This window comes from Candidatus Planktophila sp. (assembly GCF_036734405.1).
Taxonomy (GTDB): domain Bacteria; phylum Actinomycetota; class Actinomycetes; order Nanopelagicales; family Nanopelagicaceae; genus Planktophila.
The window spans coordinates 1-14,217 of the sequence record NZ_DAIMYR010000007.1 but is presented as its reverse complement, the minus strand read 5'-3'; the positions used below and the strand labels follow the sequence as shown (position 1 = coordinate 14,217).

Here is a 14,217-nt window from a genome sequence, read left to right as displayed (position 1 = left end):
CCTAAGAAGCCAAACTCTGCGCTTCGTAAAGTTGCACGTGTACGTCTAACAAGTGGCATGGAAGTTACTGCATACATTCCTGGTGAAGGACATAACTTGCAAGAGCACTCAATCGTTTTAGTTCGTGGTGGCCGTGTTAAAGATCTACCTGGTGTTCGTTACAAAATTGTTCGTGGTTCCCTTGATACCCAAGGTGTTAAAGATCGTAAGCAATCACGTTCACGTTATGGTGCAAAGAAGGAGAAGAAGTAATGCCACGTAAAGGCCCGGTTGCAAAAGACCCAGTTGTTGCAGATCCTGTATACAGCTCTCCTGTCGTTACATCTTTAATTAATAAGATTTTGATGCATGGCAAGCGATCAACTGCTGAAGCTATTGTTTATGGTGCACTTGAGAGCTGCCGCGCAAAAACAAGTGGCGATCCAGTAATTGTTTTAAAGCGAGCATTAGATAACGTAAAGCCAACTGTTGAGGTTCGCTCCCGCCGTGTTGGTGGAGCTACTTACCAAGTACCAGTTGAGGTAAAGCCAGCTAGAGCATTAGCTCTTGGCCTTCGTTGGATTGTTGATAATTCAAGAGAGCGCCGTGAGAAGTCAATGGCTGAGCGATTAGGAAATGAATTAATTGATGCCAGCAATGGCTTAGGCGCAGCAGTTAAAAAGCGCGAAGACACCCACAAGATGGCTGAAGCAAACAAGGCGTTTGCTCACTATCGCTGGTAATAAAAGAGAAAACGGGAGAAGAGAAGAAAATGACAGTTGCAACCGCAATTGATCTAGCCAAGGTTCGCAATATTGGAATCATGGCTCACATTGACGCGGGTAAAACTACGACAACTGAGCGAATTCTTTTCTACACCGGAATCAATTACAAAATTGGTGAGGTTCATGAAGGCGCAGCCACTATGGACTGGATGGAGCAAGAGCAAGAGCGCGGTATCACTATTACATCTGCAGCAACTACCTGCCATTGGAAAGATCACATGATTAACATCATTGATACACCTGGCCACGTAGATTTCACTGTTGAGGTAGAGCGCTCCCTTCGAGTTCTAGATGGCGCAGTTGCAGTATTTGATGGCGTTGCTGGTGTTGAGCCACAATCTGAAACAGTTTGGCGTCAGGCAGATCGTTACAACGTTCCTCGTATTTGTTTTGTTAACAAGCTAGATCGAACCGGTGCATCATTTGATCGCTGTGTAGATATGATCAAATCTCGTCTTAATGCCACACCATTAGTACTACAGATTCCAATTGGCGCCGAAGGTGATTTTTCTGGCCTTGTAGATTTAATTGCAATGAAGGCACTTGTTTGGCCGGGCGAGACTAAAAAAGGTGAAGATTATTTAATTGAAGAGATCCCAGCTAATTTAGTTGAGAAGGCAAAACAAGCTCGTCATGAATTACTAGAGACTCTTGCTGATTGCGATGACACAGTAATGGAGAAGTACCTAGAGGGTGCTGAGTTAACTGAAGAAGAGATTATTGCTGGAATCCGTCGCGCAACCCTTGCAGATAAGGCAACACCAGTTCTTACTGGTTCTGCATTTAAGAACAAGGGTGTGCAGCCAATGCTTGATGCGGTAAATCGTTACCTACCAAGCCCACTTGATGTAAAGGCAATTGTTGGACACAAACAAGGTGACCCAACTGTTGAGGTTGAGCGCCAACCAAAAAATGATGAGCCATTCTCAGCCCTTGCTTTTAAAATTATGCGAGATCCCCATCTAGGTAAATTAACCTTCGTTCGGATTTACTCCGGCTCATTATCAGCTGGAACTGCAGTACTTAACTCAACTAAAGATAGAAAAGAAAGAATTGGAAAGATCTATCAGATGCACGCTAACAAGCGTGAGGAGATGGAGTCAGCCGGCGCCGGAATGATTATTGCGGTTATGGGTCTTAAGGACACCACCACCGGTGAAACATTGTGTGATGTTGATAAACCAGTAATTCTAGAATCAATGGATTTCCCAGCTCCAGTTATCTCAGTAGCAATTGAACCTAAGACCAAGGCAGATCAAGAAAAGCTTGGCGTTGCAATTCAATCATTAGCCGAAGAAGATCCAACCTTCCATGTTAAGTCAGATGAAGAAACCGGCCAGACAATTATTTCTGGAATGGGTGAGCTTCACTTAGAAATTTTGGTTGATCGTATGAAGCGCGAATTTAAAGTAGAGGCAAATGTTGGTAAGCCACAGGTGGCATACCGCGAGACACTTCGTAAAACTGTTTCTCGTTATGACTACACCCACAAGAAGCAATCTGGTGGTTCTGGACAGTTTGCAAAGATTCAGATTTCAGTAGAGCCACTTCCAACTGGTTCTGAAAATCCTTATGAATTCGTAAATAAGATCACTGGCGGTCGTATTCCTAAGGAGTACATCCCATCTGTTGATGATGGTTGCCAGGAAGCACTCGCTAGTGGACCACTTGCTGGTTATCCATTAGTTGATGTGAAAGTAACTCTTCTTGATGGCGCTTACCATGATGTTGACTCATCAGAGTTGGCCTTCAAGATTGCTGGAATCGCAGCATTTAAGGAAGCAGCAAAACTTGCTGGTCCTGTTCTGCTGGAACCAGTTATGTCGGTTGAAGTTATTACCCCTGAAGATTTCATGGGTGATGTCATCGGCGACATCAATAGTCGTCGTGGTCAAATCTTGGCCATGGATGAGCGGTCAGGTGCCCGGATTGTTAAGGCAACAGTGCCACTGTCAGAGATGTTCGGCTACGTCGGAGATCTTCGCAGCAGGACACAAGGTCGCGCGAGCTACAGCATGCAATTTGATTCGTATGCCGAAGTTCCACAAGCGGTATCGAAAGAAATCATTGCGAAGGTTCGCGGCGAGTAAAACCGCAACGACCAGAGCGAAAATCCGAAATAACTACTAACAGCTAAAACAGGAGGAAAAAGTGACAAAGGCGAAGTTCGAGCGGACCAAACCGCACGTAAACATCGGCACCATCGGTCACATTGACCACGGTAAGACAACTCTTACTGCGGCAATTTCCAAGGTGCTTCATGACAAGTTCCCGGATGTAAATCCGCTGATGAATTTTGATCAAATTGATAAGGCGCCAGAAGAGCGTCAACGCGGTATTACTATTTCTATCGCACACATTGAGTACCAAACAGAGAAGCGTCACTACGCACACGTTGACTGTCCAGGACACGCTGACTACATCAAGAACATGATCACTGGTGCAGCACAGATGGACGGCGCAATTTTGGTAGTAGCTGCAACTGATGGTCCAATGCCACAAACTAAGGAGCACGTACTACTTGCTCGTCAGGTAGGCGTTCCTTCAATCGTTGTTGCATTAAACAAGTCAGACATGGTTGATGATGCTGAAATTCTTGAGCTTGTTGAAATGGAAGTTCGTGAACTTCTAAACAAGTATGAGTTCCCAGGAGATACAACCCCAATCGTTCGCATCTCAGCACTTAAGGCACTAGAGGGTGACCAGAAGTGGGTAGATGCATTGCTTGAGTTGATGAATCAAGTTGATAACTTCATTCCACAACCAGAGCGTGAGACTGATAAGCCATTCCTAATGCCAGTAGAAGATGTATTCACAATTACTGGTCGCGGAACTGTTGTTACTGGTCGTATCGAGCGCGGAATTGTTAAGGTCAACGAAGAGGTTGAAATCGTTGGTATCCGCCCAGATGCACAAAAGACAATTGTTACTGGCGTTGAAATGTTCCGTAAATTACTTGATGAGGGTCAGGCCGGCGAAAACGTTGGTCTACTTCTTCGTGGAACTAAGCGTGAAGATGTTGAGCGTGGTCAGGTTGTTTGTAAGCCTGGATCAATTACACCTCACACAGATTTCGAAGCCTCTGCATACATCCTTTCAAAGGATGAGGGTGGTCGTCACACACCATTCTTTAACAACTACCGTCCTCAGTTCTACTTCCGTACAACTGACGTAACTGGCGTTGTAACACTTCCTTCTGGTACTGAAATGGTTATGCCTGGCGATAACACCGCTATGACTGTAACTCTAATTCAGCCAGTTGCGATGGAAGAGGGACTTCGCTTTGCGATCCGTGAAGGTGGCCGCACCGTTGGTGCAGGTCGCGTAACAAAGATCGTTAAGTAAAAAAAAGAATTATTTCTGGGCTGCTGAAATATGTGGCCCAGAAATAACTAAAAAGATTTACCTAGTAAAGAAGAAGGAGAAGCAAAATGGCCGGACAAAAGATCCGCATTAGGCTTAAGGCGTATGACCATGAGGTGATTGACACTTCAGCGAAGAAAATCGTTGAAACTGTTGAGCGCACTGGTGCTACCGTCGCAGGCCCTGTTCCGCTGCCTACTGAGAAAAACACATATTGTGTTATTCGCTCTCCACACAAATATAAAGATAGCCGCGAGCACTTTGAGATGCGCACCCATAAGCGCCTAATCGACATCATCGATCCAACACCTAAAACTGTTGATTCATTGATGCGTCTTGATTTACCAGCTGGCGTTGACATTGAGATCAAGCTCTAAGGGAATATAAAAATGACAACTACGCAATCAAGATCATCTGCCATTAAAGGCATCTTGGGTACGAAGCTGGGCATGACTCAAGTTTTTGATTCCCAAAATAAAATTGTGCCAGTAACTGTAATTGAGGCAGGCCCATGTGTGGTCACTCAAATTCGTACGCTGGAAAAAGATGGCTACACCGCTGTGCAATTAGCATTTGGTGGGATTGAGCCACGTAAAATTTCAAAGCCACTTGCTGGACAGTTCGCAAAGGCTGGCGTAACACCAAGAGCAGATGTTGCTGAACTTCGCATCTCATCAACTGAGGGTTATTCAGTAGGACAAGAGTTAAAGGCAGATGTATTTGCAGCTGGTGAGATTGTTGATGCCACTGGTACATCAAAAGGTAAGGGAACTGCTGGTGTTATGAAGCGCCATGGTTTCTCCGGAATTGGTGCTGCGCACGGTGTTGATAAGAAACACCGCATGTCAGGATCTATCGGTAACCGAACTACGCCAGGACGTGTATTTAAGGGCAAGCGCATGATGGGCCGAATGGGTATTGACACTGTTACTACTCAAAATCTTTTGGTTCACTCAGTTGATGCTGCAACCAACAAGATATTAGTTCGTGGATCAGTACCAGGTGCAATTGGTGCCACAGTATTTATTCGCACAGCAGCAAAGATGACTGCAGCTGAAACTGTTAATACAAAGGTTGGTGCCTAATGTCATTGAAAATTGAAGTAAAAGATATTTCAGGTAAAGCAACTGGTTCAATTGATCTGCCAGCAGCAATATTTGATGTGCAGGCAAATGTGCCATTGATTCACCAAGTAGTAGTTGCACAATTAGCTGCAGCTAGAGCTGGAACTCATAAGACTAAAAATCGTGGTGAGGTTTCTGGTGGTGGAAAGAAGCCATTTAAACAAAAGGGAACAGGTCGTGCTCGTCAGGGTTCAACTCGTTCACCAAACCAACGTCATGGTGGAGTAGCACATGGTCCAGTACCTCGTAAGTATGACCAACGCACACCAAAGAAAATGATTGCAGCAGCGCTTAAGGGTGTTCTATCTGATCGCCAACGCGCATCCCGCATCCATGCAGTTAGTGGAATTGTGGAGGCAACTACAACTAAGGCTGCCATTACTGCAGTTCGCCAATTTTCTGATCGTAAGAATTTGTTAGTTGTCTTATCACGAACTGAGAATGCAGCTTGGCTTGCGCTTAGAAATCATGATGATCTACATCTAATCGTTAATGATCAATTAAATGCCTACGATGTTTTGGTCTCTGATGATGTGATCTTCTCAGAGGGCGCTCTTCGTGACTTTATTGCAGGTCCTGCAACTGGCAAAGGTGCAACAGCTGTTGCCCGCGAGAGTGAAGTAGGAGTATCTGCATGAAAAACTATCGCGATGTATTACTAGCACCAGTAGTTTCTGAGAAGTCTTACTCATTGCTAGATGGCAATAAGTACACATTCTTAGTAGCACCGGATGCCAACAAGACAGAGATCAAGATCGCTGTTGAGAAGGTATTTAATGTAAAGGTATTAAGTGTTAACACCATGAACCGTGAGGGTAAGCGCAAGCGAACTGCAATCGGTTTTGGAAAGCGTAAAGATACAAAGCGTGCGATTGTGCATGTGGCAGCCGGACAACGGATCGACATCTTTGGAGGACCAGTCTCCTAACGGGGGATTGGGACTTAATAAGGAATAGGGAGAAGATAAATGGCACTGCGTAATCTCAAGCCGACCACACCTGGTCAGCGCGGAGCAAGCGTTCCTGATTTTGAAGAGATCACTCGTCAAAAGCCAGAGAAATCTTTAGTTCGCCCAATTAATTCCAAGGGTGGCCGAAATGCAACTGGCCGAGTAACTATGCGCCATCAAGGTGGCGGACATAAGCGCGCCTATCGCTTAATTGATTTTGTTCGTAATGATAAAGATGGCATTCCAGCAAAGGTTGCCCAAATTGAATACGATCCAAACCGAACTGCAAATATTGCATTACTTCACTTTGCCGATGGCGAGAAGCGTTACATCATCGCACCAGATGGTTTAACTCAAGGTGCACCAATTGAAAATGGAGCATCTGCTGATATTAAGCCTGGCAATAACCTGCCACTTCGTAATATTCCAGTTGGAACAATGATTCATGCAATTGAGCTTCGCCCAGGTGGTGGCGCCAAGATTGGTCGCTCTGCTGGATCTGCAGTTCAGTTAGTTGCAAAGGATGGACCATACGCACAACTTCGTATGCCATCAGGTGAAATTAGAAATGTTGATGTTCGCTGCCGTGCCACTGTTGGCACAGTTGGAAATGCCGAGCAATCAAATAGAAATTATGGAAAAGCAGGACGCATGCGATGGAAGGGCAAGCGCCCATCTGTTCGTGGTGTAGTTATGAACCCAGTTGATCACCCACATGGTGGTGGCGAAGGTAAAACATCTGGTGGTCGTCACCCAGTTTCTCCTTGGGGTCTTCCTGAAAAGCGCACTCGCAAAAAGAAAGCTAGTGATTCATTAATTATCCGTCGACGCAAGTCCAATAAGAAGAGATAAGGGGGGATCTTAAGATGCCACGCAGTTTAAAGAAGGGTCCTTTCGTTGATCTTCATCTATCTAAAAAGGTAGCTGATCAAAATGAGAAGAACACTAAAAATGTTATTAAGACTTGGTCACGTCGCTCAATGATTACCCCAGACATGATTGGTCACACCATTGCTGTTCATGATGGCCGCAAGCATGTGCCAGTTTTTGTTACTGAAGCGATGATCGGTCACAAGCTTGGTGAGTTTTCACCAACTCGTACCTTCAAAGGTCACTCTCGTGCTGATGGAAAGGCGGTAGTAAGTGAGTAACATCGATACTACTTCCGCATTAATTTCACGGGCTGTGCTTCGTGATTTCCGTGCCACACCACAAAAAGCACGTCGAGTTGTAAATCTTGTTCGCGGCAAGCGCGCAGATGAAGCACTTAACATGATGAAGTTTGCTAACCAACCAGAGCTAGGCGCTGCGATTTATTCATTAATAGCTTCGGCTGTAGCTAACGCCAAGCAAAAGAATCCATCACTTCGTGATGCCTCTGAACTTTGGATTGTTGAAGCATTAGTTGATGAGGGCTTCACCATGAAGCGATACCGACCACGTGCGCAAGGCCGCGGCTTTGCAATTAACAAGAGATCATCTCAGGTAAGCCTGGTGCTATCTGATGATAAGAATCTTCGGGTAAATAAGAATTTAAAAGCTTCTCAGATGCAAAAGCCAAAGGCACAAAGAAAGCCAGCGGTTATTGCAGATGCACCAGCGCCAACTAAGGCAGCTGATTCATTACCTGATAAGCCAGCAGCAAAGAAGGCAGCCGCCAAGAAGGCAACTGCTAAAAAAGCACCAGCCAAAAAGGCTGCATCTAAAGGGAAGGCCGAGTAAATGGGTCAAAAAATAAATCCACACGGCTTCCGTCTTGGAATTACCACTGATTTTAAATCACGTTGGTATGCCGACAAACTTTACGGTGCCTATGTAAAAGAGGACATCCTGATTCGAAAGCTTATGGCTAAGAAGATGGAGAGAGCTGGCGTATCTAAAATTGAAATTGAGCGAACTCGTGAAAAGGTTCGAATTGATCTATTCACCGCACGTCCGGGAATTGTGATTGGTCGTCGCGGTCAAGAGGCAGACAAGCTTCGAATTGATCTAGAAAACCTAACTGGTAAGCAGGTTCAGTTAAATATTCTTGAGGTTAAAAATCCAGAAACTGATGCACAATTAGTAGCACAAGGAATTGCTGAGCAATTAGCAGCTCGTGTTTCATTCCGTCGTGCGATGCGTAAGGGAATGCAAACTGCATTGAAGGCAGGAGCTGAGGGAATTCGAGTTCAATGTGGTGGTCGTTTGGGCGGAGCTGAAATGAGCCGTTCTGAGTTCTACCGTGAAGGAAGAGTTCCACTACATACACTGCGCGCTGATATTGATTACGGTTTTGCAGAGGCTCACACAACATTTGGTCGCCTGGGAGTTAAGGTTTGGATTTATAAGGGTGAGGTTATTGAATCTCGCGCCGAGCGTGCTGCTTCAGCTTTAGCTGCAGCAAAAGCTCCAAAGCCAAATCGTACAAACCGAGCACCTCGCGCCCCACGTGGTGAGGTAACAACTACAACTGTTGCCGAGCGTGCTGCTGCAGCTGATTCTGCTGCAACACCAACTGAGAGCGGAGCTAACTAATGTTAATTCCACGTCGAGTTAAGCATCGTAAACAACACCATCCAAAGCGTGCTGGAAAATCAAAGGGCGGAACTGCAGTTGCCTTTGGTGATTACGGCGTGCAAGCGATGGAGCCAGCATATGTAACTAACCGCCAAATTGAAGCGGCTCGTATTGCAATGACACGTCACATCAAGCGTGGTGGAAAGGTTTGGATCAATATTTATCCAGATCGTCCATTAACAAAGAAGCCTGCTGAAACTCGTATGGGTTCTGGTAAAGGCTCACCTGAGTGGTGGATTGCAAATGTTAAACCAGGTCGAGTTATGTTTGAAATTTCAGGTGTAACCGAGGCGGTCGCAACTGAGGCTATGACTCGTGCGATGCACAAGTTGCCAATGAAGTGCCGAGTTGTTCGCCGAGAGGAGTTCTAATGTCAACGACTACTGCTGAAACATTACGCGCTAGTTCAACTGATGAGTTGAATGAGAAGCTACGTGAGGCTAAGGAAGAGTTATTCAACCTTCGCTTCCAAGCAGCAACTGGCCAATTAGAAAACCACGGTCGATTAACCGCTGTGCGTAAAGAGATTGCCCGGATTTACACAATTTTACGTGAACGTGAACTAGGGATTGGAGTGAGCGCATGAGTAAAGAAAAAGCATCAGCTAACTCTGTAGAGCGTCCATTCCGTAAAACCCGTGAGGGAATTGTTACTAGCGACAAGATGGATAAAACTGTTGTGGTTTCAATTCAAGATCGAATCAAGCACGGCATGTACAGCAAAGTTTTGACTCGCTCTCGCAAGTTAAAAGCTCACGATGAAAGCAACTCAGCTGGCATCGGCGATCGCGTTTTAATCATGGAGACTCGTCCACTGTCAGCAACAAAGCGCTGGCGTGTGGTTGAGATTCTTGAGAAGGCCAAGTAAGGGGCAAAAATGATTCAACAAGAGTCGCGCTTACGCGTTGCCGATAACACTGGCGCAAAGGAATTACTTTGCATCCGAGTGCTCGGTGGCTCATCACGTCGCTATGCAGGTATTGGCGACATCATTGTTTGCTCTGTTAAGGATGCAATTCCTGGTGGCCAGGTTAAGAAGGGTGAGGTTGTTAAAGCTGTCATCGTTCGTACCGTAAAGGAGAACCGTCGTGCTGATGGTTCATATATTCGTTTTGATGAGAATGCAGCAGTAATTGTTAAAGATGATGGTGAGCCACGTGGCACACGTATCTTCGGACCAGTTGCTCGCGAACTTCGAGATAAGAGATTTATGCGAATTATTTCACTTGCTCCGGAGGTGCTATAAAAATGGCAAACATTCGTAAGGGCGATACCGTGCAGGTAATTGCCGGAAAAGATAAGGGAACAACTGGCACCGTACTTTCAGTTGATCGCATCCGCGCACGAGTTTTAGTTGAAGGTGTTAACCGCGTAAAGCGTCACACCAAGGAAACTACCTCTGACCGTGGTGTGAAGGTTGGCGGAATTACCACTGTTGAATCTGCAATTCATCTATCCAATGTGATGTTGGTAGATGGCGATGGCAAGGCAACTCGAATTGGCGCTCGCAAAGATGATGCTGGCAAAAATGTTCGCATCTCCCGCCGTTCTGGAAAGGATGCGTAATGTCTACTGATTTAGCACCACGTCTTAAAGGACGTTACAAAGCTGAGATTGCACCAGCTCTTAAAGCCAAGTTTGGTTATAGAAATGTGATGCAAATTCCAACCCTTACCAAAGTTGTTGTGAACATGGGTGTGGGCGAAGCTGCACGTGATTCAAAGTTAATTGAAGGTGCCATTCGCGACCTTGCCACAATTACTGGACAACGTCCGCAGGTAACTCGCTCGCGTAAATCTATTGCTCAATTTAAATTGCGTGAGAATATGCCAATTGGTGCTCACGTAACACTTCGTAATGATCGTATGTGGGAGTTCACCGACCGCCTGCTTTCAATCGCATTGCCACGTATCCGCGACTTCCGTGGACTTTCACCAAAGCAATTTGATGGAAATGGTAATTACACATTTGGTTTAACTGAGCAGGTTGTATTCCCAGAGATCGAACAGGACAAGATTGATCGAACTCGTGGAATGGATATCACTTTAGTTACCACTGCTAAAACCGACGAAGAGGGAAGAGAGTTGCTTCGCGCACTTGGTTTCCCTTTCCGAGAAAATTAAGAGAGGCAACAACAAATGGCAAAGACATCACTGAAGGTAAAAGCTAGCCGTAAACCAAAGTTTAAGGTGCGCGGTTATACAAGATGCCAACGTTGTGGCCGCGTTCAATCGGTCTATCAAAAATTTGGTATTTGCCGTATTTGCTTCCGCGAAATGGCACATGCCGGAGAGTTACCAGGTATCACCAAGGCTTCTTGGTAATACAAAACCCAACTATCAACTACGAAGCAGGTCCGCAAAATTGCGGAAACCATTTCGAGAAAGGCCAGAGGCCAAAGTAATGACAATGACAGATCCGATCGCAGACATGCTTGCACGTTTGCGTAACGCCAACTCGGCTTACCATGAGAAGGTTTCAATGCCTTCTTCTTCGGTTAAAGCTCGAATTGCTGAGATATTAAAACAAGAGGGATATATCTCTGGTTTTTATATTGAAAGTAATCCAACAGGGTTTGGCAAAACATTAGTTTTAGATCTTAAGTTTGGTTCAAACCGCGAGCGATCAATCGCAGGACTTCGCCGTGTTTCAAAGCCAGGACTTCGAGTTTATGCAAAATCAACCGCCCTTCCTAAGGTGTTAGGTGGATTAGGTGTAGCAATTATTTCAACCTCCTCTGGTTTGCTGACTGATAAGCAAGCCAATAAGCAAGGTGTAGGCGGAGAAGTTCTCGCCTACGTATGGTGATCTAATGTCACGTATTGGAAAAATGCCAATCACAATTCCATCTGGAGTTGAGGTAAATGTTGCTGGTCAATCAGTTTCAGTCAAAGGTCCTAAGGGAACATTGACTCATGTACTTGCTGAACCAATTGCCGCAAAGCAAGAGGGTGCAACTCTTACAATCACTCGTCCAAATGAGACACGTGAGGCACGTTCACTTCACGGTATGTCTCGCACCATGATCTCAAACATGATCGAGGGTGTAACAAAGGGATATAGCAAGAAGATAAATATTGTTGGCGTTGGTTACAAGGTTGCAGCTAAGGGTAAAAACTTAGAGTTCGCTCTTGGCTATAGCCACCCAATTAACTTTATTGCTGATGAGGGAATCACATTTAAAATTGACTCCCCAACTGAAATCACAGTTGTTGGCATCAACAAGCAATTAGTTGGTGAGACTGCTGCCAAGATTCAAAAACTTCGTAAATCTGATCCTTATAAGGGTAAGGGTCTGCATTTAGAGGGTGCACGTATTCGCCGCAAGCAAGGAAAGACAGGTAAGAAATAATGGCTATCGGATATAAAGTCGTTAAGGGTTCAGCAACTAAGGCCCGCGCCCGTCGTCACTTCCGCTTGCGTAAGCGAGTAGTTGGTACACAAGAGCGTCCTCGGTTGGTTGTTTCACGATCAGCACGTCACTTGTTTGTGCAAATTGTTGATGATTCAAAATCTGCCACCTTGGTTTCTGCCTCCACTATGGAGAAGGAGATGCGCACATTTGCTGGTGATAAAACTGCAAAAGCTAAACAGGTTGGCGAATTGATCGCTAAGCGTGCGAAAGAAAAAGGAATTTCTGCCGTGGTCTTTGACCGCGGTGGTAATAAGTTCCACGGCCGGGTTGCAGCTGTTGCAACTAGTGCTCGTGCAAATGGATTGGAGTTCTAATGGCCGGTACACCAGCTACTAACACCGGTGCTCGTGAGGATAAGCCAAAGGGCGGTCGTGAAAAGCGCGAGCGTCGTGATGGTGATTTCCAAAAAGAGAAGTCTCCATACACCGAGCGCGTGGTATTTATTAATCGTGTTGCCAAGGTAGTAAAGGGTGGACGTCGTTTCTCCTTTACTGCATTAATTGTCGTTGGCGATGGCAAGGGAATGGTTGGCGTTGGATATGGCAAAGCCAAAGAGGTTCCACAAGCTATTGCTAAGGCAGTTGAAGATGGCAAGAAGAATTTCTTTAAGGTGCCATTGATTAATGGAACTATTCCTCATCCAGTTCAAGGCGAGAAAGCTGCCGGAGTTATTTTGCTTCGTCCAGCCTCTCCTGGTACTGGTGTAATCGCAGGTGGTCCAGTTCGTGCAGTACTTGAGTGCGCAGGAATCACCGATGTTTTAACTAAGTCTTTAGGTTCTGGAAATCCAATCAATATGGTGCATGCAACTGCAGCCGCACTTAAAATGTTGGAAAACCCAACCGCTATTGCAGCTCGTCGTGGTCGCCCACTAGAAGATGTTGCACCAGCAGCACTTACTCGTTTGATTGCAGAGCAAGTAAAGGTAGGTGCCTAATGCCAAGATTAAAAGTTACGCAAGTTAGATCAAAGGTTGGCAATCCTCCTGATCAACGCAACACTCTTCGCTCACTTGGTTTGAAGCGAATCGGTGATGTAGTAGTTAAGGAAGATCGCCCAGAGATTCGTGGCATGGTTTACTCCGTGCGTCATTTAATTGCAGTTGAGGAGGTTGAATAACAATGGTGCTAAAGGTTCATCATTTACGTCCAGCTCCTGGAGCTAAAAAAGCTAAGACTCGTAAGGGTCGTGGTGAGGCTTCAAAGGGAAAGACTGCCGGACGAGGTGGCAAGGGAACACGTGCACGTAACGTAGTTCGTGCTGGATTTGAGGGTGGTCAACTGCCATTAGTAATGCGTCTGCCAAAACTTCGCGGATTTAAGAATCCAGAAAGAGTTGAGTATCAGGCGGTAAATATTTCAACTATTAACTCACTTTACCCAAAGGGTGGAGATGTAACAGTTGAGGACTTAGTAAAGAAGGGTGCTGCTCGTAAGGGCCATCCAGTAAAGGTGCTTGGTAATGGCGACATCTCTGTCAAAGTTACTGTGCTAGCCCATGCATTCTCATCATCGGCAACTGCGAAGATTTCAGCTGCTGGTGGATCTGCAAAGACACTTTAATAAGTTATAGATAGAAAGGAGAGACATCTTGTTAGCAGCATTTGGTAAGGCATTTAAGACACCTGATTTGCGTAAGAAGATTATCTTCACTCTTTCTATCATGGCGCTGTTCCGATTAGGTTCAGTAGTTCCAACCCCTGGTGTTTCTTATGTAAATGTGCAGGAGTGTTTGAATACTGCAGATACTGGTGGATTGTTTGGACTTATTAACTTATTCAGCGGTGGTGCGTTACTTCAATTAAGCATTTTCGCACTAGGAATCATGCCTTACATCACTGCATCAATCATTGTTCAATTATTGACTGTGGTTATCCCTCGATTTGAAGCATTAAAGAAAGAGGGACAATCTGGAACTGCTAAGTTAACTCAATACACACGTTACTTAACAATTGGCCTAGCAATTTTGCAATCAACAGGCTTGATCGCAGTTGCACGTATTGATGGTCGAATTTTTCCTAATTGCGCACTTCCAATTATTCCAG

26 protein-coding genes are annotated in these 14,217 nt (G+C 45.3%); all 26 read left to right on the top strand.

Translation table 11 applies throughout. The annotated features are described in order from the left end of the window. Positions 1-252 (top strand): 30S ribosomal protein S12 (rpsL, locus tag AC9UC2_RS07330; RefSeq protein ID WP_509526928.1); only part of this gene is annotated, 252 nt, incomplete at its 5' end. Further along, entirely contained in the window at positions 252-722 is a 471-nt protein-coding gene (gene rpsG, locus AC9UC2_RS07325) for a 30S ribosomal protein S7 (RefSeq protein ID WP_019851639.1), read from the top strand. The genes rpsL and rpsG, both read left to right, overlap by 1 nt. A gap of 29 nt (positions 723-751) precedes the next feature. Then, positions 752-2,854, top strand: coding sequence for an elongation factor G (gene fusA, locus AC9UC2_RS07320; protein WP_509526925.1), 2,103 nt, complete (start codon positions 752-754; stop codon positions 2,852-2,854). A 61-nt stretch (positions 2,855-2,915) separates the two neighbouring features. After that, positions 2,916-4,109 (top strand): elongation factor Tu, encoded by a 1,194-nt coding sequence (tuf, locus tag AC9UC2_RS07315; protein ID WP_029016696.1) that lies wholly within the window; start codon positions 2,916-2,918, stop codon positions 4,107-4,109. An 86-nt stretch (positions 4,110-4,195) separates the two neighbouring features. Beyond that, positions 4,196-4,504 carry a 30S ribosomal protein S10 gene (gene rpsJ / locus AC9UC2_RS07310; protein ID WP_009611834.1) on the top strand — a complete coding sequence of 103 codons (309 nt, stop codon included), beginning with the start codon at positions 4,196-4,198 and terminating at the stop codon, positions 4,502-4,504. Between the two features lie 12 nt (positions 4,505-4,516). Next, positions 4,517-5,212 (top strand): 50S ribosomal protein L3, encoded by a 696-nt coding sequence (rplC, locus tag AC9UC2_RS07305; protein ID WP_509526922.1) that lies wholly within the window; start codon positions 4,517-4,519, stop codon positions 5,210-5,212. Then, complete coding sequence (gene rplD / locus AC9UC2_RS07300; protein ID WP_445823527.1) at positions 5,212-5,889, top strand: 50S ribosomal protein L4; 678 nt, start codon at positions 5,212-5,214, stop codon at positions 5,887-5,889. The genes rplC and rplD overlap by 1 nt, the downstream gene beginning before the upstream one ends. Then, positions 5,886-6,179: a 50S ribosomal protein L23 gene (gene rplW / locus AC9UC2_RS07295; protein WP_019851634.1), complete on the top strand. Its 294-nt coding sequence runs from the start codon at positions 5,886-5,888 to the stop codon at positions 6,177-6,179. The genes rplD and rplW overlap by 4 nt, the downstream gene beginning before the upstream one ends. A 39-nt stretch (positions 6,180-6,218) precedes the next feature. Then, positions 6,219-7,052, top strand: coding sequence for a 50S ribosomal protein L2 (gene rplB / locus AC9UC2_RS07290; RefSeq protein WP_019851633.1), 834 nt, complete (start codon positions 6,219-6,221; stop codon positions 7,050-7,052). Between the two features lie 14 nt (positions 7,053-7,066). Continuing rightward, entirely contained in the window at positions 7,067-7,351 is a 285-nt protein-coding gene (gene rpsS, locus AC9UC2_RS07285) for a 30S ribosomal protein S19 (RefSeq protein ID WP_019851632.1), read from the top strand. Beyond that, entirely contained in the window at positions 7,344-7,922 is a 579-nt protein-coding gene (gene rplV, locus AC9UC2_RS07280) for a 50S ribosomal protein L22 (protein ID WP_509526919.1), read from the top strand. The genes rpsS and rplV overlap by 8 nt, the downstream gene beginning before the upstream one ends. Further along, positions 7,923-8,717, top strand: coding sequence for a 30S ribosomal protein S3 (gene rpsC, locus AC9UC2_RS07275; RefSeq protein ID WP_019851630.1), 795 nt, complete (start codon positions 7,923-7,925; stop codon positions 8,715-8,717). Further along, positions 8,717-9,130, top strand: coding sequence for a 50S ribosomal protein L16 (rplP, locus tag AC9UC2_RS07270; RefSeq protein WP_019851629.1), 414 nt, complete (start codon positions 8,717-8,719; stop codon positions 9,128-9,130). The genes rpsC and rplP overlap by 1 nt, the downstream gene beginning before the upstream one ends. Next, positions 9,130-9,345, top strand: a complete 216-nt coding sequence (gene rpmC / locus AC9UC2_RS07265; protein ID WP_009612134.1) for a 50S ribosomal protein L29 — start codon at positions 9,130-9,132, stop codon at positions 9,343-9,345. The genes rplP and rpmC overlap by 1 nt, the downstream gene beginning before the upstream one ends. After that, a complete protein-coding gene (gene rpsQ, locus AC9UC2_RS07260; protein ID WP_009612135.1) occupies positions 9,342-9,626 on the top strand; it encodes a 30S ribosomal protein S17 in 285 nt (94 codons plus the stop codon). Before rpmC ends, rpsQ begins: the two co-directional genes overlap by 4 nt. Before the next feature lie 9 nt (positions 9,627-9,635). After that, on the top strand, positions 9,636-10,004 hold the full coding sequence (rplN, locus tag AC9UC2_RS07255; protein WP_009612136.1) for a 50S ribosomal protein L14: 369 nt from the start codon (positions 9,636-9,638) through the stop codon (positions 10,002-10,004). Positions 10,005-10,006: 2 nt separating this feature from the next. Further along, positions 10,007-10,324, top strand: a complete 318-nt coding sequence (gene rplX / locus AC9UC2_RS07250) for a 50S ribosomal protein L24 (RefSeq protein ID WP_095680235.1) — start codon at positions 10,007-10,009, stop codon at positions 10,322-10,324. Next, entirely contained in the window at positions 10,324-10,881 is a 558-nt protein-coding gene (gene rplE, locus AC9UC2_RS07245) for a 50S ribosomal protein L5 (protein ID WP_019851627.1), read from the top strand. Before rplX ends, rplE begins: the two co-directional genes overlap by 1 nt. Before the next feature lie 15 nt (positions 10,882-10,896). Then, positions 10,897-11,082: a type Z 30S ribosomal protein S14 gene (locus AC9UC2_RS07240; protein ID WP_095680237.1), complete on the top strand. Its 186-nt coding sequence runs from the start codon at positions 10,897-10,899 to the stop codon at positions 11,080-11,082. Positions 11,083-11,161: 79 nt separating this feature from the next. Further along, positions 11,162-11,566 (top strand): 30S ribosomal protein S8, encoded by a 405-nt coding sequence (gene rpsH / locus AC9UC2_RS07235; RefSeq protein WP_029016694.1) that lies wholly within the window; start codon positions 11,162-11,164, stop codon positions 11,564-11,566. Between the two features lie 4 nt (positions 11,567-11,570). Further along, entirely contained in the window at positions 11,571-12,110 is a 540-nt protein-coding gene (gene rplF / locus AC9UC2_RS07230; RefSeq protein WP_019851625.1) for a 50S ribosomal protein L6, read from the top strand. After that, a complete protein-coding gene (rplR, locus tag AC9UC2_RS07225; protein WP_019851624.1) occupies positions 12,110-12,487 on the top strand; it encodes a 50S ribosomal protein L18 in 378 nt (125 codons plus the stop codon). Before rplF ends, rplR begins: the two co-directional genes overlap by 1 nt. Then, positions 12,487-13,110 carry a 30S ribosomal protein S5 gene (rpsE, locus tag AC9UC2_RS07220; RefSeq protein WP_019851623.1) on the top strand — a complete coding sequence of 208 codons (624 nt, stop codon included), beginning with the start codon at positions 12,487-12,489 and terminating at the stop codon, positions 13,108-13,110. The genes rplR and rpsE overlap by 1 nt, the downstream gene beginning before the upstream one ends. After that, positions 13,110-13,292 (top strand): 50S ribosomal protein L30, encoded by a 183-nt coding sequence (gene rpmD, locus AC9UC2_RS07215; RefSeq protein WP_019851622.1) that lies wholly within the window; start codon positions 13,110-13,112, stop codon positions 13,290-13,292. The genes rpsE and rpmD overlap by 1 nt, the downstream gene beginning before the upstream one ends. Before the next feature lie 2 nt (positions 13,293-13,294). Then, positions 13,295-13,735 carry a 50S ribosomal protein L15 gene (rplO, locus tag AC9UC2_RS07210; RefSeq protein ID WP_019851621.1) on the top strand — a complete coding sequence of 147 codons (441 nt, stop codon included), beginning with the start codon at positions 13,295-13,297 and terminating at the stop codon, positions 13,733-13,735. 28 nt (positions 13,736-13,763) lie between these two features. Next, positions 13,764-14,217 (top strand): preprotein translocase subunit SecY (locus AC9UC2_RS07205; protein WP_509526912.1); only part of this gene is annotated, 454 nt, incomplete at its 3' end.